Raw genomic sequence first — 26,546 nt, forward strand, 5'->3', positions numbered from 1 at the left:
GCCGCTTGAGCAGGGAGCAGGTCAGATGAAAGACGCCCTCGCGATCCACCGCTGGCTCCTCGCCCACCAGATTCACCATGAGATCGTACGGCTTCCGCGACCGTTGACATGCGCGGACGACCTCCCGGAGATCCTCGGTCTGCTGCCGAGACGCTGCGTCTCGGTCACCGTGTTCGACGACGGGAGGATTCTTACCGCAGTCCTGACCTTTGCGAAAGAGACCCCGAACACCGACGCCGTGGCGGCGGTGCTCGGCAGCCGCCATCTCCGTCCCGCCTCCCCTTTGCGGATCAACCTGGGCACGGAGTACGCGGCCGATCTGGTGAGCCCGGTCCTGCTGCCGCAGGCGATGAACCTCCTGGTGGATCAACGGCTGTTCGCGGCCGCCGCCGGAGCGGAGCACCCGGTCTACGCGGCGACGGGCGAACGCCGTACCGCACTCAAAATCATGGCGGCCGACCTGTTCGGTCTCATCGGCGCGAGGCCGGTGGATCTAGGGGGACGAGTCCGGATACCGGTACCGCGAACCCATGGCTCGATCACCCGGAGCAAGGTTTAGCGGCCACGCAGGCCCAAGGGGTCGCCTACGATTTGGGGCGTGCGCCCCCGACCGACGACAGGCACCAAGTGATCCGAAGGCTCGCGCCCATGCTCGCCGCGGCCGTCATCGGGCTCTCGCCGAGCGTCTCACCCGCGCTCGCGAGTCCGGTGACGGTGACGGCTGCCCGCCAGCAGGCCGAGGTGGTGATCGACAAGATCACTCCCTACTCCGTGCGGACCCGGGTCGCCCCGATCACCCTGTCCGGGACGGTCAAGACGGATCACACCTCGCTGCGGGTCCGGCTGAGGTGGTCGAATCAGCGCCTGGGCAACCGCGCCGAACTGGACATGTACGCCAAGGGGCTGCCCGGCGCACCCGTCGATAAGGCACACATCTCCTCCACGCTGCAGCTGCCCGTCCCCACCCCCGGTCAGGCGACCCCCTGGTCGATCTCGGTGACCCCGGTCCAGCTGGAGCTCACCTCGTTCGGCGTGTACCCGCTCAGCGTCGAGGTGCTCGACCCGGCCGGCACCACGCTCGCGGTTCAGCGGACCTTCCTGCCGTACTTCCCGTCCGGGCAGAGTGTGCAGAAGACCCGGATCTCCTGGCTGCTCCCGATCGTGGACCAGCCCCACCAGTCCACCGACGGCAAGTTCGTCGGGAACACCCTGCACAAGAGCATCGCCAAGGGCGGACGCCTGTCCAACCTTCTCCAGGCCGTTGAGAACGCGCGGAACCCCACGCCCCTCACCTGGCTGATCGATCCCGCGGTCCTGGACGACGTGTCCGCACTCGGCCGGGATCACGAGATCAAGTCGGAGCGGCGTGGCGCCGACCCCGCGGGTGCGACGTGGCTCGACCGGTTGCGTGGACTCGCCGCCGAGTCCACGGTCGCCGGAACCCCGTACGCGGACGCCGACGTCGCCGCGCTCGCCCGGCACGGGCTCGACGCCCAGACCAAGTCCGCGTTCGAAATCGGGGCGGAGACCGTGCGGAGGGTCCTCGGCAAGCCGGCCGCCAAGGAGATCGCCTGGCCGGTAGGCGGGTACGCCGACCACGACACCCTCGACAGCCTCGCCGCGCACGGCGTGCGGACCGTCGTCCTGAACGAGAACAGCCTTCCGGCCGCGCCCCGGCCCGCCTACACCCCCGAGGCCGCCACCACGGTCCCCACCGTCTACGGTCCGATGAAGGCGCTTCTCGCCGACTCCGCCCTCAGCCAGCTCGTCGCCGGCGACGTCCGGGCCCCCGGTGCCGCGGCGCTCACCCTGCAGCGCTTCCTCGCCGAGACCGCGATGATCACAGCGGAGATGCCCAATCTGGCCCGCGGGGTGGTCATCACCCCGCCTCGCCGCTGGAACCCCAACCCCCAGTTCCTCACCGCGCTGCTCGACGCCTCGGGGAGCGTCCCCTGGCTCCGGCAGGTGCCGCTGACCGCGCAGCGCCCGCTCCCCAAGGGCACGGCGACCCCTCGCGGGAGCCTCACCTACACGGCGCAGAACCAGGCGACCGAACTGAACCGCCCCTACATGCGGCAGGTGGCGCGGATGGCGCGCTCAGCCGACCTCACCGTGGCGGTCAACCCCGAGCAGCCACCGAGGTTCAAGGTCGCCGTGCTGCGGATGGCCTCGTCCGCGTGGCGGGGCCGCACCTCGGGCTCCGTCGGGAAGAACGCCGTCTGCCCGACGCGGACGGGAAGGGTCGTCGCGATCTGCAAGACCGTGGATCAGGCGATACAGGAACAGATCAAGAAGATCCGCATCACGAGTGACCGTCCGCCCACGCTGGCCGGCGCCAACGGCACCCTCCCGATCAGCATCTCCAACCTCCTGGACTACAAGGTCGTGCTCCGGCTGAAGGTCACCTCGTCCGACCCCGAACGGCTGAGGATCACGACGCCTCCGGCGGAGGCCGCGGGGACCGGTCCGCACGCGGTCTCGCCCTCGGGGGGTCCCGTCGACCTCACCGACGACGTCCAGATCGAGAAGCGGAACAGCCAGACCGTCCCGATTCAGCTGAACGCCCTCGCCGACGGCGACACCGACATCGTCCTCCAGCTGACCACCCTGGACGGGACGCCCTACGGCGAACCGGTCCGGGTGACGGTGAAGGCCACCGGCTACACCGCGATCGCCTTGGTCATCGCGAGCGGGGCGGTCGCGGTCATGCTCCTCTCGGTGGGGGCGCGCATTCTCCGACGCAGGCAGAAGGACGCTGAATGAGCACGCTGCTGCGGGCCGGCGCGATCATGGCCGTCGGCACGATGGCCTCCCGCGTCAGCGGTTTCGTCCGGACGATCGTGCTCGCGGCGGCGATCGGGGTGGGCGCGCTCAGCGACGCCTACACCACGGCCTACATAATCCCGTTCATCCTGTTCGACCTGCTGCTCAACGGGATCCTCAGCAGCGTCGTCGTGCCCATGGTCGTCCGGGCGCAAAAACGCGACCCGGACGGGGGACGCGCCTACGAACAGCGTCTGCTCACCCTCGTCACGCTGATCCTCATCACGGTCAGCGTCCTGGGGGTGCTCGCCGCTGGTCCTCTGATCGACCTGTACGGCCAGGCCTGGACGTCGCTGGAGCGTGACGTCGCCACGACGCTCGCCCGGTTCATCCTTCCTCAGATCGCCTTCTTCGGCGTCGGGGCACTCGCCGGGGCCTTCCTCAACACCCGTGAGCGGTTCGGCGCGCCGGTCTGGGCCCCGGTGCTCAACAACGTCGTCGTCATCGGTGTGGCGGTCACGTACCTGCTGGTGAGCGAGGGGGGCACCGACATCGCCGCCGTCACCCCGGGCGACCTGCGCCTGCTCGGCATCGGCACCACCGCCGGGATCGTCCTGCAGGCCGTCGCCCTGGTGATCTCCCTGCACCGGGTGGGCTTCCGGTTCCGGCCGCGCTTCGACTTCCACAACGCCCGTCTGGGGGAGATGGGGCGGACCGCCGTCTGGACCTTCGCCTACGTCGTCATCGTCCAAGCCGGTTTCATGGTCGTCGCGAACGTCGGCAACGCGGCCGGGGCCGCCGCGCGCAAGAGCGCCGTCGGCCACGAGGCCGGATTCTCCATCTACAACTATTCGTACCAGCTCTTCCAGTTCCCCTACGCCCTCATCGCCGTCTCTGTGATCACCGCGCTGCTCCCCCGGATGAGCGCCTTGGCCGCGGACGGCAGGCTCGACTCGGTCCGGGAGGAATTCTCCTCGGGGCTGCGCCTGGTCTGCGCGGCGATCGTGCCCGCCGGCATGCTGCTGCTCGTCCTCGGTGCCGCGATCACCGTCCCGCTGTACCACCGAGGCGGCACCTCGCTCAACGACGCGATCTACATGGGGAACGTGCTGCAGGTTTTCGGGCTCGCCCTGGTGCCGTTCTCGATCTTCCAGATGCTCCTGAGGATCTTCTACGCCCTCGGGGACACCCGTACCCCGGCACTGATCGCCGTCGCCAACGTCGCCGTCCTCGGCGGGCTCGGGTTGATCGCCTACGAGGTGCTCCCCCCGGGGATGGTCGTCATGGGCATCGCCCTGGCCTTCGCCCTCTCCTACGTCTGCGGTACGGGCTGCGCCTGGTTCCTCCTCTCCCGCAGGCTCGGCGGCCTCGACGGATGGCGGTTCACCTCGGTGCTGGCCAAGCAGCACGTGGCCGCGGTGCCGGCCGTCCTGATCGCGTTCATCGCCCTGTGGATCGCCGACGCGACGGTGGGACTCAACCTCGTCAGCTCGATCCTGGTGCTCGTAGTCGGCGGCGGGCTCGGCGGGCTGGCCTATCTTGGTACCGCCCATCGAATGCGCATCCCCGAGGTCAGTTCGATCGTTGGAATGGTGGCTGCGCGGCTGCGTCCTGGGGCATAGTCCAGGAGTGGGGCCACACGTCCCTCATAAGAGGGCGGCTACCCCGGCAGCGCACTACGATGGTGCACGGCACGCCAGTGAAACAGGGCAGGAGGGTCGTGGGCGGACCCAACCAGCATTGGGCGACACGAGCGGACCCCTGCGATAGACATGGGCCGGTGATCGTCGCATGACTCATCCTGGCGGGCGCGCGCTTGAGCGCGGCGAAGCGCCGTACCCCCGAATTCACGAGACAACCGAGCAGCAAGCCGAAGGGCGCGCATGAGTACGTCCACGGTGGAGCCGGGTGCCCGGCTGGCCGATCGGTTCCGGTTGGAGGACCGGGTCAGCGAGTCCGGTGGCTCGACCCTGTGGAAGGCCATCGACGAGGTACTGGCCCGCCCTGTCGCCGTCCGCACCTTCGCGGCCGGTTTTCCGAGAATCACCGAGGTGGTGACCGCCGCACGCGCCGCCAGCCGGCTCAGCGACCCCAGGCTCACCCAGGTCTTCGACGCCGCCGACGAAGACGACCACTCCTATGTGGTGAGCGAGTGGGTGACGGGTGAAACGCTCGTCGACCTGCTCGAAGGGGGTCCGCTCGAACCGGACCGCGCCGTGAATCTCATCGCCGAGGCCGCGGAGGCGCTGGGCGTCGCGCACGCGGCGGGGCTCACCCACCTCTGCATCACCCCGGCGTGCCTGGTCTGGAGCAGCGGAGGCTCGGTGAAACTCCTGGGCCTGGGGGTGGACGCCGCGCTTGGCGACGTGACCAGCGAGGACCCGGCCCGGGAAGACACCGAAGGGCTCGCGCGGCTGCTTTACGCGGCGCTGACCGGGCACTGGCCGGGTCACGACGAGACGGACCTTCCCCCGGCGCCCCTGGACGACGGAAAACCGTGTACCCCGCGCCAGGTCCTCGCCGGCGTGCCCAGCACCATCGACGCGATCACCTGCCGAGCCCTGCTTCAGGAGCCCCGCCGGGGCCAGCCTCCGCTGAGCACTCCCGGGGACCTGGCTCAGGCGCTGGGTGAACTGCCTCGGCGTCCGGCCATCCCGCAGACCGCGATGCTCCACCCACCGGCCGTCGACCCCTCGCTCAGCGGGCCGATGGACACCGTGGACGCGCTGCGACCGACACACCTGCCGCTCGCCCCACCGCCGCTGAGGCGCTCCCCGAACGGCGGGAGCTTCGTCGCACGCGCCCTGGTGACGCTGCTCGTGGTGCTCGTCATGATCGCGATCGGGGTGGGTGCCTGGACCCTCGGGCGCACGATCGGCGGAAAGCCCCCCGCCATCGTGCAGCCGACTCCGTCGGTGTCCACCACCGACAAGACGAGCAGCGCGACGACGATCAAGCTGGCGAGCGTCAAGGACTTCGACCCCCTCGGCGACAACGAAGAGAATCCCGAGTACCTCAAGAACGCCACCGACGGCAAGCCATCCACGGAGTGGCATACCGATACGTATGTCTCAGCCGAGCTGGGCCGTCTCAAGTCGGGTGTCGGGTTGTTGGTCGATCTCGGCCGGCAGGTCTCCCTCAGCAGCGTGACCGCCACGCTGGGCAAGGCGCCCGGCTCGTCGGTCGAACTGAAGGTGGGCAACTCCCCGGACCTGGACTCCATGTCCACCGTGGCCAAGGTGAGCGGGGCCTCCGGTGAGACGACGCTCACCCCGGAGAAGGCCACGACCGGCCGCTATCTCGTGCTGTGGTTCACCAAGGTCCCCTTTGAGAACCACAAGTACCGCGGCACCGTCTACGAGATCACCGTCAAGGGGGTCTAGCGAGATCGGGATTCTCCGGTTAACTGCTTCTCTTTGCCTCTTCATCCGGGTTGGGACACTGTTGGCCCCTGTTTCGTGGCACCATCTATCCCGTAGTAGTGATATTGCCCCCGGACTATAGAGAAGCTGGTGAACCCTCCAACGCACCCCCACCGCGGACCCCACGGGGACGGTCCGACGATTGGCGCGGCATCGGAGCCATCCGACGCCGAACTGCTGACGCGGCACATCGAGGGGGATCCCGCGGCGTTCAGCGAAATAGTACGTAGGCATCGAGACCGGATGTGGGCTGTCGCCCTCCGCACGCTCGGCGATGCGGATGAGGCTGCGGACGCCGTACAAGACGCGTTCGTATCGGCGTTTCGAAAAGCCGCGAGCTTCCGAGGGGAAGCGGCCGTCACCACATGGCTGCATCGCATCGTGGTCAACGCATGCCTTGACCGACTACGACGCAAGGCGCTCAGGCCCGTGGCCGACGACGAGCTGATCGAAGCGGCCGAGCGCAGTGCTCCCACACCGGATCAGACCGGGGAGCGTGAGATCGCCATGGAGGTCTCCACGGCTCTCAAACACCTCCCTCCCGACCAGCGAGCGGCACTCGTCCTGGTGGACATGATGGGGTACGCCGTCGAGGAGGCCGCCAGGGTTCTCCAGGTACCCGCCGGCACGGTGAAGAGCCGCTGCGCCCGAGGTCGCGCCAGGCTTGCTCCATTTCTCCAACATCTACGGAACCGACCGGAAGGAACTCGCGTCTCATCGGTGAAGGGAGCAGAATCTTCGTGACGCGTGACACGCACTTCGACTTGGACACCTTGGCCGATTTGGCCGAAGGTCTCCTCGACGATGCAACCGCGATGAGCGTACGAGACCACCTGGCGGTCTGTACGCCCTGCGGTGACTATATGGCCGACCTTGCCGCGATACGTGAGCTCCTCGCGGCCACTCCCGTCCCCGTGATGCCTTCATCGGTAGCCCTTCAGCTTGACTTCGCCATCGAGGCGGAGGTTCAGGCCAGAGCGGCGACACCGATCCTTACTGCGGTGGCGTCGGCGGGGGGAGAATTGGAGGACAACCACCCAGGACCAATCGGCGTGGTCGGAGACGACGGTTCGATCAAGCCTGCGCGTCGTACGGCGCGACGGCGGTGGAAGCGTTGGGCTCCGCTCGTGGCCGCAAGCGCGGCAGCCGTGGTTGTGGGTTCGGCGGTCGTCTCGAGTGGCCTGCTGGCCCCCGCGACCGTCGGCCAGGGACCCTCCACTCCGGCTCCGATAGCCGCCCCACCCGCTCCGGGCAAGTCCACGTACTCCTTGATCACGGGGATTGAGAACTTCACCCGCAAGGATCTGGCGAAGACTCCGCTGAGCGGTTGGTTCGGTGTCGATTCGGCAGCCAACCAGAAGGGGAACGCCGGGAAGCTTTTGGGCTCCTCGGAAGGGAACCGGCTGGATGGATGCGTGAAGCGCATCATCGACGGAACATCCCACGGTCGGGATCCGCATATCGTTTATCGTGCCAAGTACCAGGGCAGGCCGGCCACCGTCCTCGTCTTCCTCGGCGGACAAGCCGGTGAGGTCGCGGAGACGTGGGTCGTCGGCCTGAAGTGCTCGGCGACCGAGGGAGACATCATCGCCAAGGCGATCCCCGGTCGCTGGTAACGACCACTGACAACAGTCGACGGCCCGGACGGAAATTCCGTCCGGGTCGTTGCATGTACCGGGAATCTGCGCGGCCTAGGATCTGTTGTCGCCACTGGCACGCCCGGGAGGCGGCCCTCAGCCCCGACGAAAGGCAACCTCGTGAGTGACGTCCGGAATGTGATCATTATCGGGTCGGGCCCGGCCGGCTACACGGCAGCGATCTACGCGGCCCGGGCCGAACTCAGGCCGCTCGTCTTCGAGGGCTCCATCACGGCAGGTGGCGCCCTCATGAACACCACCGATGTGGAGAACTTCCCGGGCTTCCCCGACGGCATCATGGGTCCGGATCTCATGGACAACCTGCGCAAGCAGGCTGAGCGCTTTGGGGCGGAGCTCGTCGCCGACGACGTCACCGAGGTCGACCTGGAGGCCGACCCCAAGGTCGTCAAGACCGGTGATCAGGTGCATCTGGCCAAGTCCGTGATCATCGCCACCGGCTCCCGGTACCGCGAGCTGGGCCTGCCGAATGAGAAGCGGCTGTCCGGCCACGGCGTCTCCTGGTGCGCCACCTGTGACGGCTTCTTCTTCCGCGAGCAGGACATCGTCGTCGTCGGGGGCGGCGACACCGCGATGGAGGAGGCCATCTTCCTCACCCGCTTCGGCCGCTCGGTGACCGTGGTCCACCGCCGCAAGGAGCTCCGCGCCAGCAAGATCATGCAGGACCGGGCCTTCGCCAACGAGAAGATCCGCTTCATCTGGGACAGCGAGGTCGTGGACGTCCACGGCGAAGACCGGGTGACCGGGGTACGGCTGCGCAACGTCGTCACCGGCGAGGAGAGCGACCTCCCCGCCTCGGGCCTGTTCATCGCGATCGGGCACGACCCGCGGACCGAGCTCTTCACGAGGCAGCTGGATCTCGACTCGGAGGGGTACCTCCTCGTGGAGTCGCCCAGCACCCGGACCAAGCTGCCTGGCGTGTTCGCCTGTGGTGACGTCGTGGACCACACCTACCGCCAGGCGATCACCGCGGCGGGTACCGGCTGTGCGGCCTCGCTCGACGCCGAGCGCTGGCTGTCGGAGAACTCCTGAATCACCAAACACTCACGCAGGGGAGTCAACACGTGGGCGCTACCAAGACCGTGACCGACGCGACCTTCAGCAGCGAGGTCCTCAAGAGCGACAAGCCGGTGCTCGTCGACTTCTGGGCGGAGTGGTGCGGGCCGTGCCGGCAGATCGCGCCGATCCTTGAGGAGATCGCGAAGGAGCACGCGGACAAGCTGACCGTCGCCAAGATCAATATAGATGAGAACCCGGAGGTCCAGCGGGACTACGGAATCCTCAAGCTTCCCACCATGAACGTCTTCAAGGGCGGGGAGGTCGTCAAGCAGATCATCGGCGCCCACCCCAAGGCGAGGCTCCTCCGCGAGCTCGAGGACTACATCTCCTAGTCGATCAAAGCCCCTGGTGAGCATCTCCCAGGGGCTTTGACATGCCGCCAGATGCCCCGGAAAGGCCCTTAAACGGGGCGTAGAGCGCGTTCAGGACTCATTGAGCCCAGGAGCCGCTCCAAGGCCACCTCGACGTCCTCACGCCAGGAGATGGCGTTCTTCAGCTCCAGCCGGAGCCGTGGAAACCGCATGTGCGGCCGTACCGTCTTAAACCCCACCGCGAGGAGATACTCAGCAGGCATCACGCAAGACGGCTGCTCCCACTTCAGATCGCCGAACGCCTCGATCGCCCGGACGCCCCGTCGGGTCAGATCCTTCGCCACCGCCTGGACGAGCATGCGCCCCAGCCCTCCGCCCGAGAACTCCGGGATGATGTGGGCGGTCATCAGCAGCACCGCGTCGGCGCTCACCGGCGAGGTGGGGAACGCAACGGAACGCGGCACGTACATCGGCGGCGCGTACATCATGAAGCCGGCGGACACACCGTCCACATATGCGATCTTGCCGCAGCTTCCCCACTCGAGGAGGGTGGTGGAGACCCAGGCCTCCTTCTCCAGACCGGGATCGCCCGCCTTCACCGCCCGCTCCCCGCTCATGGGATCGAGCTCCCAGAACACGCAGTGACGACACCGGCGAGGGAGATCGTCCACATTGTCCAACGTGATGTTGGCGAGCCGACGAGACACTCTCCACCCCTACTCTGCCGAATTGATCAGCGGGTTTGAGAGCCGTGCGAAAGAAAACCACGCGAATGCGGCGTCTCCAGGTGGCATCGTAACCCAGCTAGGGCAGTGTGAGTTCGATGTGATGCTCTGCCGTACCCTGGTTTCTTGGCGACAACGGGAGGTGGGCCATGTCACATGGTCACACGGAGGCTCACGGGGAACACGTCCCCGGAGTCCCCGAAGAGTCTCGTCCGCCCCACGGATCGCGCATCGACGCCTACGTCGACCGCTATGCGATGCGCGCCCGCGGGATGATCGCTTCTGAAGTCCGAGCTCTTTTCGCCGTCGCGTCGCGACCCGAGGTGGTCTCGCTCGCCGGCGGCATGCCCTACGTCACAGCCCTCCCCCTCGACGTCGTCGGCGAACTTGTCGCCGATCTCGTCGCCAGACGCGGCCCGGTCGCCCTGCAGTACGGATCCGGCCAAGGTGACGCGCATCTGCGCGAGCAGATCTGCGAGGTGATGCGCCTGGAGGGGATCGACGCCCACGCCGACGACGTCGTGGTCACCGTCGGATCCCAGCAAGCGCTCGATCTCATCACCCGGATCTTCATCGACCCGGGTGACGTGGTCCTGGCCGAGGGGCCTTCCTACGTGGGCGCGCTCGGCACCTTCTCCGCCTATCAGGCCACCGTGGTTCACGTACCGATGGACGAGTATGGGCTGATCCCCGAGGCGCTCGCAGAGACGATCACCGGTCTCGCCGCGACCGGGAGACGGATCAAGTTCCTGTACACCATCCCCAACTACCAGAACCCCGCGGGCGTCACCCTGACCGCGGCGAGACGGGCCGAGATACTCCGCATCTGCCAGCGCGCGAACCTGCTGATCATCGAGGACAATCCGTACGGCCTGCTCGGCTTCGACGGGGATCCGCTGCCGGCGATCCGCGCCTCCGACGCCGACGGAGTCGTCTACCTCGGGTCGTTCTCCAAGACCCTCGCGCCCGGATTCCGGGTCGGCTGGGCACTGGCCCCGCACGCCGTACGGGAAAAACTCGTGCTCGCGATGGAATCGGCCGTACTCAGCCACTCGTCCTTCGCCCAGCTCGCCGTCGGACAGTACCTCGCCACCCAGCCGTGGCGCGAACAGATCAAAACCTTCCGCGAGCTGTACCGCGAGCGCCGAGACGCCCTGCTCACCTCACTTGAGGCACTCATGCCACCCGGGTGCACCTGGACGAGGCCCGGCGGCGGCTTCTTCGTCTGGATGACCCTGCCCGAAGGGCTGGACTCCAAGGCGATCCTGCCCCGTGCCGTCAACGCCCGGGTCGCCTTCGTGCCCGGGACGGGTTTCTACGCCGGCGACGAGGGCTCCCAGCACATGCGGCTCTCCTACTGCTATCCCGAGCCGAGTCGCATCCGGGAAGGGGTACGGCGACTCGCGGGGGTAATCAGGGAAGAACTGGAACTTCGCGATACCTTCGGCTCTGTCACCAACCGCGGCCGATCCGGCGTGGACACCCCAGGCCCCAACCTGGCGTGAGACCCGGCAGGTATCGTCCCACCCTGATATGGCGGAAGAAGGAAGGCCCGACTCGATGAGCGATCTCGGCCGTGTTCTCGTGCTGGCCGGTGGACTGTCCTACGAGCGGGAAGTGTCACTCCGGTCGGGGCGAAGGGTCAGCGAGGCACTGCGAAGCATCGACGTCGACGTCGAAACCCGCGACGCCGATGCGAGCCTGGTGCCGACGGTGCTCGCCGACCCACCCGACGCCGTCTTCGTCACCCTGCACGGAGGCAACGGAGAAGACGGGGCGATCCGCGAGATCCTCGAACTCCTGAACGTCCCCTATGTGGGTGCGGGACCCGACGCCTGCCGGATCGCCTACGACAAACCCACGGCCAAGGCGGCGATCCGCTCGGTCGGCCTGCCCACGCCCGACTCCGTCGCGCTCCCCAAGGAGACGTTCCACGATCTGGGTGCGGCGGCCGTACTCTCCCGGATCGTCGCGCGCCTCGGGCTGCCCCTCTTCGTCAAACCGTCACGCGGCGGCTCCGCCCTCGGCGCCTCGGTCGTCCACGCGGCGGAAGAGCTTCCCGCCGCCATGGTCGGCTGTTTCGCGTACGGCGACACCGCGCTGATCGAGCGGTACATCTCCGGGATCGAGATCGCGGTCTCCGTCATCGATCTCGGCGAGGGGCCGCGGGCCCTCCCGCCGGTCGAGATCACGCCCGACGGCGGCGTCTACGACTACGCGGCCAGGTACACCGCAGGCCGTACCGAATTCTTCGCCCCCGCCCGCCTGTCGGCGGAGGTGTCGGCCGCGTGCGCCGAGATGGCGGTCACCGCGCATCGCGCACTCGGACTGCGTGACCTGTCGCGCACCGACCTCATCGTCGACGCCTTCGGACAGCCGCACTTCCTGGAGGTGAACGTCGCTCCCGGCATGACCGAGGTCAGCACCTTCCCCATGGCCGTCGAAGCCGCGGGACACGACTTCGGAGCCGTGTGCCGCGGGCTGCTCGAAGTGGCACGAGCCCGCTAGCCACCCGATTCCGCCGGACTACTCTGTCCGCATGCCCAACGCCACAACCCCCGCGAACTTCGCCAGCGACAATCACGCCGGTGTCCACCCGGCCGTGATGGCCGCCATCGCCGAAGCCAACATCGGAGACGCGCCGGCCTACGGCGCCGACCGGTGGACCCGGCGGATGAACGACCTCTTCCGGCATGAATTCGGTGCCGAGAGCACCGCGTATGTGATGTTCAACGGAACAGGGGCCAACGTCGTCGGTCTCAGCCTGATGCTCCGACCCTACGAAGCCGTGCTCTGCCCGGCCACCGCCCATATCAACACCCATGAATGCGGAGCCGCCGAGCGCTTCCTCGGCGTGAAGCTGATCCCCATCCCCACCGAGGACGGCAAACTCACCGCGGACGACATCCTGCCCAGACTCTCCGTTCTCGGCTTCACCCAGGCCGCCCAGCCACACGTGGTCTCCATCTCCCAAGTCGCCGAGACCGGCACCTGCTACACACCCGCCGAGATCGCCGCCCTCGCGGACGCGGTCCACTCCCGAGGTCTCCTTCTCCACATGGACGGCGCCCGGCTCGCGAACGCCGCCGCCCACCTCGGTTGCTCCCTCCGGGAGATCACCACGGATTCCGGTGTCGACGTGCTGACCTTCGGCGCCACCAAGAACGGGGCACTGGGTGCGGAGGCTCTGGTGGTACTCAACCCCTCCCTCGACGGCTCGGCGCTGTTCCTCCGCAAGCAGGGCATGCAGCTCGCCTCGAAGATGAGGTTCGTCGCCGCGCAGTGGGTGGCGCTGCTGACCGAAGGTCTGTGGCACGCCAACGCCGCGCATGCCAACGCCATGGCTCGGAGGATCGTCGAGGGCGTCGCCGGACTCCCCGAGGTTTCGCTCCACTATCCCGTCGAATCGAACGCGGTCTTCCCCAGGCTCCCCGGCCACGCCATCGCAGAGCTCCAGCGGCGGCATCGGTTCCACGTCTGGGATGAGGCCAACGGGGTGGTCCGCTGGGTGACGTCGTTCGAGACCACCAAAGAGGAGGTCGACGCGCTCATCGCCGATACCCGGGAGGTCCTCAGTCTGGGGTAGGCGACCTCTCCCCTGTTTCACGTGAAACACCGGCACCGCACTTCAGACTTCGCGGAGGCCGGCGCCGACCGATCGGCCAATGGCGACCGGCCTCACTGGGGGCTGAACATTTCGGCCTTACCTGGATCGCTTCGACCGATGTCCGGGAGGAGGCCGCTCCGGGAACCACAGGCCACAGCTCCACAGCGGCCAGGTTTCACGTGAAACACCGCACGACTCACCAGGGCTCCTCCAAATCCGGACTTCCGGAGGAGAGGTCGACTGACCGCCTGCCTACCGGTGGGGGTCTGCCGATACCTGAGCAGCCACTCCAGGCCGGGGCAGCCAGACCGGGTTTCACGTGAAACACCGCATGATTCTCTGGGGGCTGAGCATTTCGGCCTTACCTGGATCGCTTCGACCGATGTCCGGGAGGAAGCCGCTCCGGGAACCACAGGCCACAGCTCCACAGCGGCCAGGTTTCACGTGAAACACCGCACGACTCACCGGGCCCTCCAAATCCGGACTTCCGGAGGAGAGGTCCCATCGATGAAGGGTCCAGCGCGCCAAGGGGCCGACACATTCGCCGCCGATACCGGGCAGGGCAGCCCGATCGGGTTTCACGTTCAGGCCTGCACCGTGAGGCGGATGCGGTCTACTCGGCGTGCATGCTCTCCACGGCGTCGGGCGCCATCGCCCCGATGATGCGCTCCAGATCGTCCATCGTCGCGAACTCAACCACGATCCGGCCCTTCTTCTTACCCAGGTCGACTCGCACCTTCGTCTCGAAGCGATCGGAAAGCTGATCGGCCAGACTCACCAGACCGGGGGATGCGGGCTGCCGGATCGGACGCGCCCGCACCTGTGGAGCCGCGGAGGCATCCCCCATCGCCACAATCTCTTCGACCGCGCGGACGGACAGCTGTTCCTCGACAATCCGCTGGGCGAGTCTGTCCTGCGCTGCGGGATCCTCCAGAGCGAGCAGGGCGCGGGCGTGGCCGGCGCTCAACACGCCCGCCGCCACCCGGAGTTGAACCTTGGGGGGGAGGTTGAGGAGCCGGAGGGTGTTGGTGATGTGAGAGCGCGACCGTCCGATCCGGCTACCGAGCTGTTCATGCGTCGCACCGAAGTCGTTGAGCAGCTGCTGGTAGGCGGCGGCCTCATCGAGGGGGTTGAGCTGCTGACGCTGGATGTTCTCGATGAGGGCGTCTCTCAGCAGATCGTTGTCATGGGTGATCCGCACGATCGCCGGAATCCGCTCCAGACCAGCGATCTTGGAGGCGCGCCACCGCCGCTCCCCCATGACGAGTTCGTAGCGGCCTTCCCCGACCGGCCGCACCACCACCGGTTGGAGGAGACCGACTTCACGGATCGAGGCGGCGAGCTCGTCCAATGCGTCGGCGTCGAAACCGGTCCGAGGCTGACACGGGTTGGGCTCGATCGTCGAGATCGGGATCTCCTCGAAATGAGCTCCCCCTACCGGCGCACCCGCCGGCACGACGGACACCGCCCCGTCGGCGACCGGTGGTGGCCCCATCGGAATGAGAGCGCCCAGGCCCTTGCCCAGTCCCCGCCGTTGCTGACTCACCGATTACTCCCGCACTCTCGAACACCACCGGTCAGGGCGAGCGTATCGTCACCTCACCCAAAATCCGGTCGAAGCCACTTATGCGGTTGTCTTCTGCGCCCCGCGGAAGGCCATCTCCCGTGCCGCGTCCTTGTAGGCGAGGGCACCGCTCGATCCCGGGTCGTATGTCATGACGGACTGACCGTAGCTCGGCGCCTCTGAGACACGGACGCTCCTCGGGATCACCGTGCGAAGTACGACGTCGCCGAAATGGGACCGCACCTCACCCGCGACTTGCGACGCGAGTCTCGTCCGTGCGTCGTACATCGTCAGCAGGATGGTGGTGACTTCAAGATTGGGGTTGAGGTGTGCCCGCACCAGATCGACGTTGCGGATGAGCTGGCCCAGCCCCTCCAGCGCGTAGTACTCACACTGGATCGGGATGAGCACCTCGTCGCCGGCGACGAGCGCGTTCACGGTCAGCAGTCCCAGCGACGGCGGACAGTCGATGAGGATGTAGTCGAGCTCCATCGCGTCGTAGGCCATGAGCGCCCGCTTCAACCGCGACTCACGGGCGACCAGCGAGACGAGCTCGATCTCCGCGCCTGCGAGGTCGATGGTCGCCGGGGCACAGTAGAGGCCCGGCATTTCCGGAACCTCCTTCACCACCTCGGCCAGCGGCATGTCCTCCACCAGCATCTGATAGACGGAGGGAATGTCACCCCGGTGTTCGACGGAGAGGGCGGTGGACGCGTTTCCCTGAGGGTCCAGGTCGACGACGAGCACCCGCAGGCCGTTCATCGCCAAGGAGGCAGCCAGGTTGACCGTCGTCGTGGTCTTACCCACTCCCCCCTTCTGGTTGGCCACCGTGAGCACTCGGCAGCGAGCCGGCTTCGGCCACCCGGCGTCGGTCTTGTGTCGCCGGCCTGCCTCAGCCTGGGGGGCGACGAAAGAGACCTCCGGTACACCAGGCGATCGCAGTGTTTCACGTGAAACAACTGAGCTGAGTGCTTCCCGCACCAGGGGTGCCTCCCCTTGTGGCGCGGTCACTCCCATCGCTTGGGTCGTGTTGTCTGCGCCGAACGGTGTCTGTACCGGATAAGTCGCACCGTTGGCCGTGTTGACGCGCTCAGAACTCATTGATTCTCCAGGCCACCCAAGTCCCGAGGGACGGTCGTCGAGCCTGCCGTCAGTCGCGGTCGGCCAGCCCAGACCTTCCGGCATGACCGTCACCTCTTCCGTTTGCGCTGCGGACTCCGCCGGCTCCCGGCTACCACACGAACGAGAGTGGCAGGCGGATCGACTTTACCGTGCCCAACCGTCACTAGCTCAGCCGTTTGCGCGTCGAGAGCCCGCAATTGGGGACGTGCCTGCTCAATCTCCTCCGCCGCCCGCTCCCCTTTCAGCGCCAGCAGCTCTCCCCCGGGCCTGAGCAGAGGCAGCGCCCACTTCGCGAGACGGTCGAGCGGTGCGACGGCGCGTGCCGTCGCGACGTCGAAGGCGCGTTCCCCCGCGAACTCCTCGGCGCGCCCACGCACGACTTCGACATTGCGCAGTCCCAACTCCTGCACGCATTCGGAGAGGAAGACGGTACGGCGGAGCAACGGCTCCAGCAGGGTGACCGAGACGTCCGGGCGAATGATGGCGATCACAATGCCGGGAAGCCCCGCCCCCGAGCCGATATCGACGATGCGAGCGTTTTCCGGAATCGCCTCGGCGACGACCGCACAGTTCAGCAGATGCCGGTCCCACACTCGGGCGACTTCCCGGGGGCCGACCAAACCACGGAGCACAGCGGGACCCGCCAACAGCCGAGCATAGGTCACCGCTCGCTCCCAGGCCGGCCCGGTGAACACGGTGTATGCCGCTTCTGGGGCGTCCGGCAGCTCAATAGTGTCCGACAATTTCTCACTCAACCCTTAAAGAGCCCCTGAAAACCCATTACGCCGCTCCAACCCCTGCAAGGGTAGCCGCTCCCCTGGTCCAGGTCGGCTTCGGTCATGACTGTGTCGTCGTACCGTCCCGCTGCCGGTCGCTTTTCATGGCATATGTCATGGTGCCCCCGGCCTTTCGCGGACCGAAGTCCCCGTACAAACCAAAAGCCGCCGTCTCCATGGAGACGGCGGCCTGGGACCACTACGGTCAGACAGGAAGAACCACGACGTACCGCTCGGGCTCCTCCCCCTCGGATTCGCTCTGGAGGCCCGCCGCGGCGACCGCGTCATGGACCACCTTGCGCTCGAAGGGCGTCATCGGCTGAAGCGGCTTCGGCTCTCCACTCCGGCGGACCTCCTCGGCCACCTCGGTGCCGAGCTTGGTCAGCTCGGCCCGGCGACGCTCCCGGTATCCGGCCACATCCAGCATGAGACGCGAGCGCTCGCCGGTCTGGCGGTGGACGGCGAGGCGGGTCAGCTCTTGCAGCGCCTCCAGAACCTCGCCGTGCGGCCCGACCAGATCCCCACCCTCGATCCCGACGACGGAGACCATCGCACGGTCGCCTTCGACGTCCATGTCGATGTCGCCGTCCAAGTCGGCGATGTCGAGCAGACCCTCCAGGTAGTCCGCCGCGATCTCACCTTCCTGTTCCAACGCGGCGACGTCGGGTACTACACGCTCCGCGACTTCGGGAGTCGCCATACTCGCCTGGGCTTCGGTCACTGCCGGGCTCTCCTTCGAAGGCATGAACAGACTTGAGCGAGGGTCAGCTCTTCTTGCTACCAGTGCGCTTGCTGCGTGTCTGGCGATTCGGCTGCTGCCTCACGATTTTAGGAGCGGGTGGCTCTTCGACGGGCTCAGGCTCCGCCTTGCCACCGCGCTTCAACTTGCCCATCAGACCCGTGGAGCCCTTGGCCTTGGCGGTGTCCTCCTCGGCGCCCGGCGCCGGATAACGGCTGTACACCCAGTGCTGCTGCACCAGGGTCCAGGTGTTGGTGGTCACCCAGTAAAGGATGAGGCCCAGCGGGAACTGGAGGCTGAAGAACGCGAAGAACGGCGAGATGTACATCAGGATCTTCTGCTGCTGCGCCATCGGGTTGTCCGGCATCTGCGCGATCGAGCGGGTCACGCTCTGCCGGACGGTGAGGAAGGTGGTCAGCGAGCTGAGCGCCACAAAGACGGCCAGCACGACCTTCGTCACGACGGGGTCGGCACCGAACTTCTCGATGTCGGCCGCACTGGTGAAGAAGGTGGCGGGCACCGGGGCGCCGAAGATGTGCGCGGCACGGGCGCTGTCCACGAACTCCTGGGTCATCCCGAACTTGGCCGGTCCCGCTGCCATCGCCTGGAGAACGGTGAACATCGAGATGAAGATCGGGAACTGGGCGAGCAGCGGAAGACATCCCCCGAGCGGGTTCGCACCGGCGCCCTGGTAGAGCTTCATGACCTCCTGGTTCATCCGCTGCTTGTCGTTCTTGTAACGCTTGCGCAGCTCCTGAACCTTGGGAGCGAGCTCCTGCATCTTCCGAGAGGAGTGGATCTGCTTCATGAACAGCGGGAAGATCAGGATCCGCATGATGACGGTAATCGTCACAATGGTCAGAGCCCAGTTCAGCCCACTGTCCGGCGCCAGGAAGGTGCTGTAGCCGGCGTGGATCTTCTGCAGCACCCAGGCCACAGACGTGTAGAGCCAATTGAGCCAGGAGATTTCCACCTAGCTAGTCTCCCCTCGGAACGTTGTCCCCGCGCGGGGGCACCGGGTCAAAACCTCCAGGATGGAACGGATGACACCGGCCGATCCTGCGGGCCGTCAGCCAGGTCCCCCGGAGCGCGCCGTGCACGGCTATCGCCTCAAAGCCGTAGGCGCTGCACGAAGGCTCGAACCGGCAGCGAGGCCCGAGCATCGGGCTGATGAAGCGGCGATAGAAACCGATCGCCGTCATCAGCATCCGAGCGACCGGCGAAACCTGGCGATCAGGAACGTCCGCGCGTGCGCGCGACGACCGATCGGCCGGTACGGCTGCCGCCGTGGCCGGGGCCATCTGTCTGTCGTGCACCGTCATGCGGGCTTCTCCTTAGCGGCCTGCCGCGCCATGCCGCTTGAGCAAACGTTGGAGTGCGATCTCAAGCTCGGCGGCCAGCTGCTCGCTCGAGGCATGAGCGGCTGGGGGGTTGGCGCGCACTACAAGCAGGCTACCTTGCGGTAGTGCGTCCAGACGCTCCCGGATGAGATGTCGCAATCGTCGTTTAACGCGACTACGCACAACAGCCCCGCCAACCGCACGACTCACAACAAAACCGACATGCGGCGGATCGCCCTCTTTACCGGAGTCCGCCAGGTGTACGACGAGCGTGGGGCGTCCAGCACGAGACCCACGCCGGACCGCCAGGCTGAACTCCTGACGCCGCCGCATACGAGACTCGGTCGGCAACACTCCGCTACCTGATCTCTTTGAGGTCAGGAAAGCGGGCGCCCGATCGGAACACCGCAGCCGGCGATCCGCAGGCGCCCGCGCCTGTTCACGGTCAGGCCGACAGTTCCTGACGGCCCTTGCGGCGACGAGCGGCGAGAATGGCACGGCCGGCCCGGGTGCGCATGCGCAGCCGGAAGCCGTGGGTCTTCGCGCGCCGACGGTTGTTCGGCTGGTAGGTACGCTTGCTCACTCGTGGGCTCCAGGTCCGAAAGCTGGTTATTCCATGTCACGTGCTTGCCGGGGAGAGGCCGGTGCCGTACGGCCACAGGGGCCGACCCAACGCACTCCAAAGGACCGTCGCGCGACAAGCCGACCGTCGTACGTTACGGGCAGGGAAGACCTCAGGTCAAACCGACTCGGTCTTGGCGCCCTCCGTTTCGCACGTGACCCCAACCATTATCCACAACCCCCGGCACGGGATCGCCACCCACTCCCCTAGGCTGTGGACAACGACGCGCCTGTGTACAGCCCGTCTTGAAGCGGGCTGTGGACACGGCTAGGGTCAACCCTCCAGACGCTCCCCTCAAACCCATGAACACCATTGGCAACGTCGATGAGCTAACTATTCACACCCTGTGGATAACCATGTGGACAACCTGAGGGTATTGATGTGGATAACCTTGCGAGGCGGATACCGTATGCGGTCCTGAGAAGCGGGACCCGCAGTCGAGCAGACGACGGCGTGTGGAAAACAAGCTGGATGTGCACAGCCAGCCGATGGTGAGGGGGAGCTGAGCGGTGGAGAACGAGGACCTTGCCTCGGTGTGGTTCCGCGCGATCGAGGGACTCGCCGACGGAACCGTCCCGCCTCAGCAACGCGCATGGCTGGGGATGATCCATCCTCTCGGCCTCCTCGGGGATACCGCACTCCTCGCCGCACCTAACGACTTCGCCAAGGATGTGGTGGAGAACCGGCTGCGCCCGGTGATCGTGCATGCGCTGTCGCGGGAGATCGGACGGCCCATCGGAGTCGCCGTCACCATAGACCCGCACGCGGCCGAACGCGCGGAGAAGCAGAAACAGCAGGCTGTGCGCACGTCGGAGTCCGGTGTCCCGATGCTCCCGCCGCCGGGACCCGCCTACCCGTCGCAGCCTGCGGACATCTCGCCCTACTCCTCTTATGGAGAGCCGCCGCCTTATCCGCAACCGCCTTCGGCACCGGGGTATCCCGCTCCCCCGGCCGCTCCGCCGCCGTATGTGCAGAGTTCCCAGCAGCAGGCTTACGGCTCGCCGGGCGGGCAGTCGTCCCCCTATCCCCCTCAGCCTCCGTACGACCCCCCTCAACCCCCGTACGGTGCACAATCCACAAGTTATCCACAGGCACAGCCGCAGTTGTCCCTAACGCCGGAGGAAGACGGGGACAGAGCGACGACGGAGTCCGCCCCACCGGCTCAGAACCCCCGTGGCGACAAGGAGTCCTTCGCTCCGGCCCCTCCTCCGCCGAGCCGAGGATGGGACTCCCGGGGGGGACGGCCCGCGGAGCCGGCCCGGCTCAATCCGAAGTACACCTTCGAGACCTTTGTCATCGGGTCGAGCAACCGATTCGCCCACGCGGCCGCGGTCGCGGTGGCCGAGGCCCCGGCCAAGGCGTACAACCCGCTCTTCATCTACGGCGACTCGGGGCTCGGCAAGACACACCTGCTCCACGCCATCGGCCACTACGCCCAGAGTCTGTACGACGGCGCACGCGTGCGGTACGTGAGCTCGGAGGAGTTCACCAACGACTTCATCAACTCGATCCGGGACGGCAAGGCCGACGGATTCCGGCGCCGCTACCGGGACGTCGACATCCTCCTGGTGGACGACATCCAGTTCCTGGAGAACAAGGAGCAGACGCAGGAGGAGTTCTTCCACACGTTCAACACCCTGCACAACGCGAACAAACAGATCGTGATCTCCAGTGACCGGGCACCCAAACAGCTGGTGACTCTGGAGGACCGCCTGCGCAACCGGTTCGAGTGGGGTCTGTTCACCGACGTTCTCCCCCCCGAGCTGGAGACGCGTATCGCGATCCTGCGGAAGAAGGCCATCCAGGAGGGTTCGGCGGCGCCCTCCAACGTGCTGGAGTTCATCGCCAGCAAGATCTCGACCAACATCCGGGAGCTCGAAGGCGCCTTGATCCGCGTCACCGCGTGGGCGAGCCTGCAACGTCAGCCGGTCGACCTTCCGCTCGCGGAGGCGGTGCTCAAGGACCTGATCGACGAGGACGGCAGCCCGGAGATCACCGTGGCGACCATCATGGCGCAGACCGCCGCGTACTTCGGGCTCTCGATCGACGACCTCTGCGGCGGCTCCCGGTCCCGTGGGCTGGTCACCGCCCGCCAGGTCGCGATGTACCTCTGCCGCGAGCTCACCGACATGTCCCTGCCCAAGATCGGCCAGCAGTTCGGCGGCCGGGACCACACGACGGTGATGCACGCCGACCGGAAGATCCGTCAGCTGCTCCCGGAGCGACGGTCGCTGTACAACCAGGTCACGGAGCTGACCAACCGCATCAAGCAGCAATCACGAAATGTCTGACTTATGGGAGGGGCATCACGACAATACACAGCCTGTGGATAACCCCTGTGGATCACTACGGAAAATCGGTAATGAGGCACCAAACCACGATTTATCCCCCCGTGGATAACCCGTGGATAAGTCGTGGATAACCAGCAGACAGCCGTGGACAACTGGGCGTCATCTGGGGACGGCCTGTGGGATAACCAATGTTCATCCCCAGGGCACGCTTCGTTACCCACCGTTTACCCACAGGGCCGGTGGATAAAACTTGCCGCGTGACCTGCGGTAACTACGGTTATCCCCATATCCACAGCCCCTACTACGGTGACTTACCTATCTCTCTATGAGGAATCAAAATCAAAAGTAGGCGTCAGCGCGCGAGGCGCGCGGCCTCGCTCAGCCCACAGCCAGGAGGCGTGTCCGCATGAAGTTCCGGGTCGACAGAGACGTGCTCGCGGAGGCGGTGGCGTGGACGGCACGGACGTTGCCGGCCCGGCCATCGGTGGCCGTACTCGCCGGCATGCGTCTTGAGGTCACCGACGACCAGCAACTCAGACTGTCCGGCTTCGACTACGAGGTGTCCGCCCAGGTGACCTTGGACATCCAGTCCGGTGAGCCCGGCGTCGTCCTGGTCTCCGGCAAGCTCCTCGCCGAGATCACGCGCTCGCTCCCCGCACAGCCGGTGAACCTGGTTGTGGAGGGATCCAAGGCCGTCGTCACCTGTGGCAGCGCTCGATTCACCTTGATGACCATGCCTGTGGAGGACTATCCCTCCCTCCCGGCGATGCCTCCCCCCGCCGGCGTCATCGGCAGCGATGTGTTCGGTGCCGCGGTCGCCCAGGTGGCCATCGCCGTGGGCCGCGACGAGACGCTCCCCATGCTCACCGGGGTCCGGATGGAGCTTGAGGGCGACAAGGTGACCCTCGCCTCCACCGACCGGTATCGACTCGCCGTACGGGAGCTCCGCTGGCAGCCGGAGCAGGCGGACATCTCGGCGATCGCCATGATCCCTGGCCGTACCCTCGCTGACACCGCGAAATCCCTGACCACCGGGGCCCAGATCTCCATAGCGCTCAGCGCGCCGAAGGAAACGGGCGAGGGGATGATCGGCTTCGAGAGCGGCGGGAGGCGTACCACCACCCGTCTGCTGCACCCGGAGTTCCCCAAGTACCGCTCGCTCCTCCCCAGCTCGTTCAGCGCCAAGGCCGACCTGACGACGAGTTCCTTCGTCGAAGCGGTGAAGCGGGTCGCCCTCGTCGCCGAGCGCAACACCCCGGTCCGCATGTCGTTCCGGGAGGGTGAGGTGGTCCTCGAAGCGGGGAGCGGCGACGAGGCGCAGGCCGTCGAGGTCCTCGAGGCCGACTTCCACGGCGATGAGATCGACATCGCCTTCAACCCGGGTTATCTCCTCGACGGGCTCGGCGCCATCGACTCCGACATCGCCCGGCTGGAGTTCACCACCTCGACCAAGCCGGCCATCCTCACCGGGGGAAAGCCTGTGGAAGACACGGGCGTCGCCGACTACCGATACCTGATCATGCCGATCCGGCTCTCCAGCTGAGGTGTGACAGGATCGAGCGAGCCGCATTCCGGGTGAGCAGCCAGAGGGGGAGTCAGCAATGCAGATCGGCATGGTCGGGCTGGGCCGCATGGGGGGCAACATGGCCGAGCGGCTCCGCCGAGGCGGACACGAGGTCGTGGGGTACGACCGGGATCCGTCGATCAGCGATGTCGGCACGCTGCGGGAACTTGTGGAACGACTCGACGCGCCGCGCACCGTCTGGGTGATGGTGCCGGCGGGCGACCCCACCCATGCGACCATCGATGAGCTGGGGTCGCTCCTCTCCTCCGGCGACACCGTCATCGACGGAGGGAATTCACACTATGTGGATGACCGTCGGCACGCCGACAAGCTCGGCACCCAAGGCATCGAGTTCATCGACGCCGGGGTCAGCGGGGGCGTCTGGGGGCTGGAGAACGGCTACGCGCTGATGGTCGGTGGCGCGGACGCCACGGTCGCCAGGGCGATGCCGATCTTCGAGACGCTCAAGCCGTCGGGGGAGGACGGTTTCGTGCACGCGGGGAGCGTGGGCGCCGGGCACTTCGCCAAGATGGTCCACAACGGCATCGAGTACGGCATGATGCAGTCCTTCGCCGAGGGGTTCGAGCTCCTCACGGCGTCCGACATCGTGACCGATGTCGCGGGGACCATCAAGAGCTGGCGTACCGGGACGGTCATCCGATCGTGGTTGCTGGATCTGATGGTCCGCGCGCTTGAGCGGGATCCCGAGCTGGACGATCTGCGCGGCCACGTCCAGGACTCCGGTGAAGGGCGCTGGACCGTGCAGGCGGCGATCGACCACGCGGTCCCCATGCCGGTGATCAGTGCGGCGCTGTTCGCCCGATTCGCCTCACGACAGGAAGACTCGCCGGCCATGCGGGTCGTGGCCGCGCTGCGGCATCAGTTCGGCGGGCACGAGGTCAGCAAGAAGTGAGTTCCGTCCGCCCGGGGATCGGGTGAGCGGGCCGATTTCTGGCGCGGCGGCCGTACAAGGGCCGTTAATCTCGAACCGTGCATGTCGCTCACCTCGCCCTGGCGGACTTCCGGTCCTACGACTCCGTGGAACTGGCCTTCGAACCCGGGGTGACGACGTTCGTCGGCGACAACGGGCAAGGCAAGACCAACCTGGTGGAGTCCCTCGGCTACCTGACGGCGCACGGCAGCCATCGGGTCGCGACCGACGCCCCGTTGGTACGGCACGGCGCGGCCCGGGCGATCATCCGCGCGGCCGTGGTCAGGGGTGACCGCAGAGCACTCGTCGAGCTGGAGATCAACCCGGGGCGGGCCAATCGGGCGCGGCTCAACCGCTCCCCCGTGCCCCGTCCCCGGGATGTGGTCGGTCTGCTGCGTACGGTGCTCTTCGCGCCGGAGGACCTGGCGCTGGTCAAGGGCGATCCCGGTGAGCGCCGGAGGTTCCTCGACGATCTTCTGGTGACCCGCGCGCCTCGGTTCGCCGGTGTCCGCGCCGACTACGAGCGGGTGCTGAAACAGCGAAACGCCTTGCTGAGGTCCGCGGCCCAGCTGGGCCGCGGACGAGGTGGGCCGCCGGCCACCCTGGACGTCTGGGACGCCCATCTCAGCCGCTGCGGCGCGGAGCTGCTCGCCGCCCGGCTGGAGCTGGTCGCGGCGCTGCGGCCGCTCGTGGCCAAGGCCTACGCGGCGCTCGCCCCCTCGTCCGGTTCGGCGGATTTCGACTACCGCGGCTCGATCGAGGAGACCTCGCCGGATCGCGCGATGCTGGAGGCCGCGCTCCTTGCGGGCCTGGAGAACGCCAGGCGCAATGAGCTGGAGCGGGGGATCACCCTCGTCGGGCCGCATCGGGACGAGCTCGCGCTCCGGTTGGGGGAGCTTCCCGCCCGTGGCTACGCCAGTCACGGTGAATCGTGGTCTTTCGCCCTCGCCCTCCGTCTGGCGGCGTACGATTTACTTCGCATCGACGGAGGGGATCCCGTCCTCATCCTCGATGACGTCTTCGCCGAACTCGACGCCGAACGCCGGGCACACCTCGCCGAACTCGTCGGCCCAGCCGAACAGGTGCTCATCACCGCGGCTGTTCCGGCGGACGTGCCGGGAAGCCTCGCGGGGGCGAGATTCGACGTTGGGGATGGGAGGGTGAACCGTGTCCGGTGAGCAGGTCGAGCGACCCGGCGGAGCCCGTACCACGCCCAGGTCGGAGCGCGGTGCGGCCCCGGCGGTCGGGACCGCGGCCAGGGGGGCCGCGCTGGCCAGGGAGAAGCTCGCTCAGGCGAAGGCGGACGCGCTGCGACGAGGGCAGCTCCCCCGCCGCGAGCCCCGTCGGCGCCCCGCGGCCGGCATCAGACGTGATTCGGGCGATCCCCAGCTGCTCGGCCGGGCCATCGCCGATCTGCTCGCCGATCGCGGTTGGGAGGAGCCGGCGGCCGTCGGCGGCGTGTTCGGCCGGTGGAAGGAGATCGTCGGTCCGGAACTGGCCGTTCACACGGTGCCGGAAAGCTTTTCGGACGGCGAAGTGCTGATAACCGCGGATTCGACCGCCTGGGCGACGCAGGTACGGCTGCTCGCCGCGAATCTGGTGCGGCGGTTGAACGAGGAGCTCGGCGAGGGGACGGTACGGCGGGTCAAGGTACGTGGACCGCAGTTCGGAGCCAAGTCGGCAGGTGGGCTCAGAGTGGGCGGAAGCCGCGGTCCGCGCGATACGTACGGCTAGAGCCGCGCTTTGAGCCATAGACCCCCATTCCCAGTGGGGGGATGCTTGCCTGGGAGGGTCGAAGGCGGACAAGGCGCCACAGCGGCTGTCAATGCCCCTTAGAGCCCCGTTGGCCGGTAGAATGAAACCGGATTCCGGACACGTCCGCTTGCGTGTCGCTCCGGCGTGCCAGGGGAACCTGAGATGCGCTGTTTGGAGTGGCGGGTGGGACGGCGTGGGCGCGCTCGCTCCGATTCGGGGGCGGCGGGTCGACGCTGTGGAGTGGCGGTGGCCAGTTCAAGGCAGGCACAGCACGACGGTGTCGGGCATCGCAGGGGTAGC

The 26,546-nt window shown here is 67.1% G+C and carries 24 protein-coding genes and 1 pseudogene; 16 read left to right on the plus strand and 9 right to left on the minus strand.

Translation table 11 applies throughout. From position 1 onward, the window contains the following. The first annotated feature begins 25 nt into the window (after positions 1 to 25). The 8 genes from RUR_RS34965 to trxA all read left to right on the plus strand — a co-directional run bounded on the left by RUR_RS34965 (position 26) and on the right by trxA (position 9,231). Positions 26 to 559, plus strand: a complete 534-nt coding sequence (locus tag RUR_RS34965) for an aminoacyl-tRNA deacylase (RefSeq protein ID WP_283139515.1) — start codon at positions 26 to 28, stop codon at positions 557 to 559. A gap of 89 nt (positions 560 to 648) precedes the next feature. Beyond that, on the plus strand, positions 649 to 2,763 hold the full coding sequence (locus RUR_RS34970) for a DUF6049 family protein (protein ID WP_283139516.1): 2,115 nt from the start codon (positions 649 to 651) through the stop codon (positions 2,761 to 2,763). Beyond that, a complete protein-coding gene (murJ, locus tag RUR_RS34975; RefSeq protein WP_283139517.1) occupies positions 2,760 to 4,385 on the plus strand; it encodes a murein biosynthesis integral membrane protein MurJ in 1,626 nt (541 codons plus the stop codon). Before RUR_RS34970 ends, murJ begins: the two co-directional genes overlap by 4 nt. A 261-nt stretch (positions 4,386 to 4,646) precedes the next feature. After that, entirely contained in the window at positions 4,647 to 6,146 is a 1,500-nt protein-coding gene (locus RUR_RS34980) for a protein kinase family protein (RefSeq protein WP_283139518.1), read from the plus strand. 180 nt (positions 6,147 to 6,326) lie between these two features. Next, a complete protein-coding gene (sigM, locus tag RUR_RS34985; RefSeq protein WP_283139880.1) occupies positions 6,327 to 6,929 on the plus strand; it encodes an RNA polymerase sigma factor SigM in 603 nt (200 codons plus the stop codon). Positions 6,930 to 6,949: 20 nt separating this feature from the next. Then, positions 6,950 to 7,801: an anti-sigma factor family protein gene (locus tag RUR_RS34990; RefSeq protein WP_283139519.1), complete on the plus strand. Its 852-nt coding sequence runs from the start codon at positions 6,950 to 6,952 to the stop codon at positions 7,799 to 7,801. Positions 7,802 to 7,942: 141 nt separating this feature from the next. After that, positions 7,943 to 8,872 (plus strand): thioredoxin-disulfide reductase, encoded by a 930-nt coding sequence (gene trxB, locus RUR_RS34995; protein WP_283139520.1) that lies wholly within the window; start codon positions 7,943 to 7,945, stop codon positions 8,870 to 8,872. Positions 8,873 to 8,904: 32 nt separating this feature from the next. Beyond that, the gene (gene trxA / locus RUR_RS35000; protein ID WP_283139521.1) at positions 8,905 to 9,231 is read left to right on the plus strand and encodes a thioredoxin; all 327 of its coding nucleotides are present in this window, start codon (positions 8,905 to 8,907) and stop codon (positions 9,229 to 9,231) included. Between the two features lie 68 nt (positions 9,232 to 9,299). Here the strand turns inward: trxA and RUR_RS35005 are convergent, their stop codons facing one another. Further along, positions 9,300 to 9,848, minus strand: a complete 549-nt coding sequence (locus tag RUR_RS35005; RefSeq protein ID WP_283139522.1) for a GNAT family N-acetyltransferase — start codon at positions 9,846 to 9,848, stop codon at positions 9,300 to 9,302. A gap of 344 nt (positions 9,849 to 10,192) precedes the next feature. Between RUR_RS35005 and RUR_RS35010 the strand changes: the two genes are divergently transcribed. Genes RUR_RS35010 through RUR_RS35020 form a run of 3 tightly spaced genes read left to right on the plus strand, consistent with a single transcriptional unit; the run spans position 10,193 to position 13,521 of the window. Further along, positions 10,193 to 11,440: an aminotransferase-like domain-containing protein gene (locus tag RUR_RS35010; RefSeq protein ID WP_428847059.1), complete on the plus strand. Its 1,248-nt coding sequence runs from the start codon at positions 10,193 to 10,195 to the stop codon at positions 11,438 to 11,440. A 55-nt stretch (positions 11,441 to 11,495) separates the two neighbouring features. Then, positions 11,496 to 12,443: a D-alanine--D-alanine ligase family protein gene (locus RUR_RS35015; protein ID WP_283139523.1), complete on the plus strand. Its 948-nt coding sequence runs from the start codon at positions 11,496 to 11,498 to the stop codon at positions 12,441 to 12,443. Positions 12,444 to 12,474: 31 nt separating this feature from the next. Continuing rightward, positions 12,475 to 13,521 (plus strand): threonine aldolase family protein, encoded by a 1,047-nt coding sequence (locus tag RUR_RS35020; RefSeq protein WP_283139524.1) that lies wholly within the window; start codon positions 12,475 to 12,477, stop codon positions 13,519 to 13,521. A gap of 634 nt (positions 13,522 to 14,155) precedes the next feature. Here the strand turns inward: RUR_RS35020 and RUR_RS35025 are convergent. From RUR_RS35025 to rpmH, 8 genes are all read right to left on the minus strand, one after another. Next, the gene (locus RUR_RS35025) at positions 14,156 to 15,088 is read right to left on the minus strand and encodes a ParB/RepB/Spo0J family partition protein (RefSeq protein ID WP_283139525.1); all 933 of its coding nucleotides are present in this window, start codon (positions 15,086 to 15,088) and stop codon (positions 14,156 to 14,158) included. Between the two features lie 78 nt (positions 15,089 to 15,166). Next, on the minus strand, positions 15,167 to 16,123 hold the full coding sequence (locus RUR_RS35030; protein ID WP_428847060.1) for a ParA family protein: 957 nt from the start codon (positions 16,121 to 16,123) through the stop codon (positions 15,167 to 15,169). A 173-nt stretch (positions 16,124 to 16,296) separates the two neighbouring features. Further along, positions 16,297 to 16,971, minus strand: coding sequence for a 16S rRNA (guanine(527)-N(7))-methyltransferase RsmG (gene rsmG / locus RUR_RS35035; protein ID WP_428847061.1), 675 nt, complete (start codon positions 16,969 to 16,971; stop codon positions 16,297 to 16,299). A 238-nt stretch (positions 16,972 to 17,209) separates the two neighbouring features. Next, on the minus strand, positions 17,210 to 17,704 hold the full coding sequence (locus RUR_RS35040) for a Jag family protein (RefSeq protein ID WP_283139884.1): 495 nt from the start codon (positions 17,702 to 17,704) through the stop codon (positions 17,210 to 17,212). 64 nt (positions 17,705 to 17,768) lie between these two features. After that, the gene (gene yidC, locus RUR_RS35045) at positions 17,769 to 18,716 is read right to left on the minus strand and encodes a membrane protein insertase YidC (RefSeq protein WP_283139526.1); all 948 of its coding nucleotides are present in this window, start codon (positions 18,714 to 18,716) and stop codon (positions 17,769 to 17,771) included. A 4-nt stretch (positions 18,717 to 18,720) separates the two neighbouring features. Continuing rightward, positions 18,721 to 18,951, minus strand: a complete 231-nt coding sequence (gene yidD / locus RUR_RS35050; protein ID WP_283139885.1) for a membrane protein insertion efficiency factor YidD — start codon at positions 18,949 to 18,951, stop codon at positions 18,721 to 18,723. 126 nt (positions 18,952 to 19,077) lie between these two features. Then, positions 19,078 to 19,416: a ribonuclease P protein component gene (gene rnpA / locus RUR_RS35055; protein ID WP_428847062.1), complete on the minus strand. Its 339-nt coding sequence runs from the start codon at positions 19,414 to 19,416 to the stop codon at positions 19,078 to 19,080. A gap of 112 nt (positions 19,417 to 19,528) precedes the next feature. Continuing rightward, positions 19,529 to 19,666: a 50S ribosomal protein L34 gene (gene rpmH / locus RUR_RS35060; protein ID WP_283139528.1), complete on the minus strand. Its 138-nt coding sequence runs from the start codon at positions 19,664 to 19,666 to the stop codon at positions 19,529 to 19,531. A 953-nt stretch (positions 19,667 to 20,619) separates the two neighbouring features. On the opposite strand from rpmH, the pseudogene dnaA reads away from it, so the two are divergent. The 5 genes and pseudogenes from dnaA to RUR_RS35085 all read left to right on the plus strand — a co-directional run. Continuing rightward, positions 20,620 to 21,996, plus strand: a pseudogene (gene dnaA, locus RUR_RS35065) (chromosomal replication initiator protein DnaA); the annotation flags it as partial. A gap of 406 nt (positions 21,997 to 22,402) precedes the next feature. Beyond that, on the plus strand, positions 22,403 to 23,539 hold the full coding sequence (gene dnaN, locus RUR_RS35070) for a DNA polymerase III subunit beta (RefSeq protein WP_283139530.1): 1,137 nt from the start codon (positions 22,403 to 22,405) through the stop codon (positions 23,537 to 23,539). A gap of 58 nt (positions 23,540 to 23,597) precedes the next feature. Continuing rightward, positions 23,598 to 24,473: a phosphogluconate dehydrogenase (NAD(+)-dependent, decarboxylating) gene (gnd, locus tag RUR_RS35075; protein WP_283139531.1), complete on the plus strand. Its 876-nt coding sequence runs from the start codon at positions 23,598 to 23,600 to the stop codon at positions 24,471 to 24,473. 77 nt (positions 24,474 to 24,550) lie between these two features. Beyond that, a complete protein-coding gene (recF, locus tag RUR_RS35080) occupies positions 24,551 to 25,669 on the plus strand; it encodes a DNA replication/repair protein RecF (protein ID WP_283139532.1) in 1,119 nt (372 codons plus the stop codon). Further along, on the plus strand, positions 25,659 to 26,225 hold the full coding sequence (locus RUR_RS35085; protein WP_283139533.1) for a DciA family protein: 567 nt from the start codon (positions 25,659 to 25,661) through the stop codon (positions 26,223 to 26,225). The genes recF and RUR_RS35085 overlap by 11 nt, the downstream gene beginning before the upstream one ends. Positions 26,226 to 26,546: the final 321 nt, after the last annotated feature.

The organism is Rhizohabitans arisaemae (assembly GCF_025996515.1).
Classification (GTDB): domain Bacteria; phylum Actinomycetota; class Actinomycetes; order Streptosporangiales; family Streptosporangiaceae; genus Rhizohabitans; species Rhizohabitans arisaemae.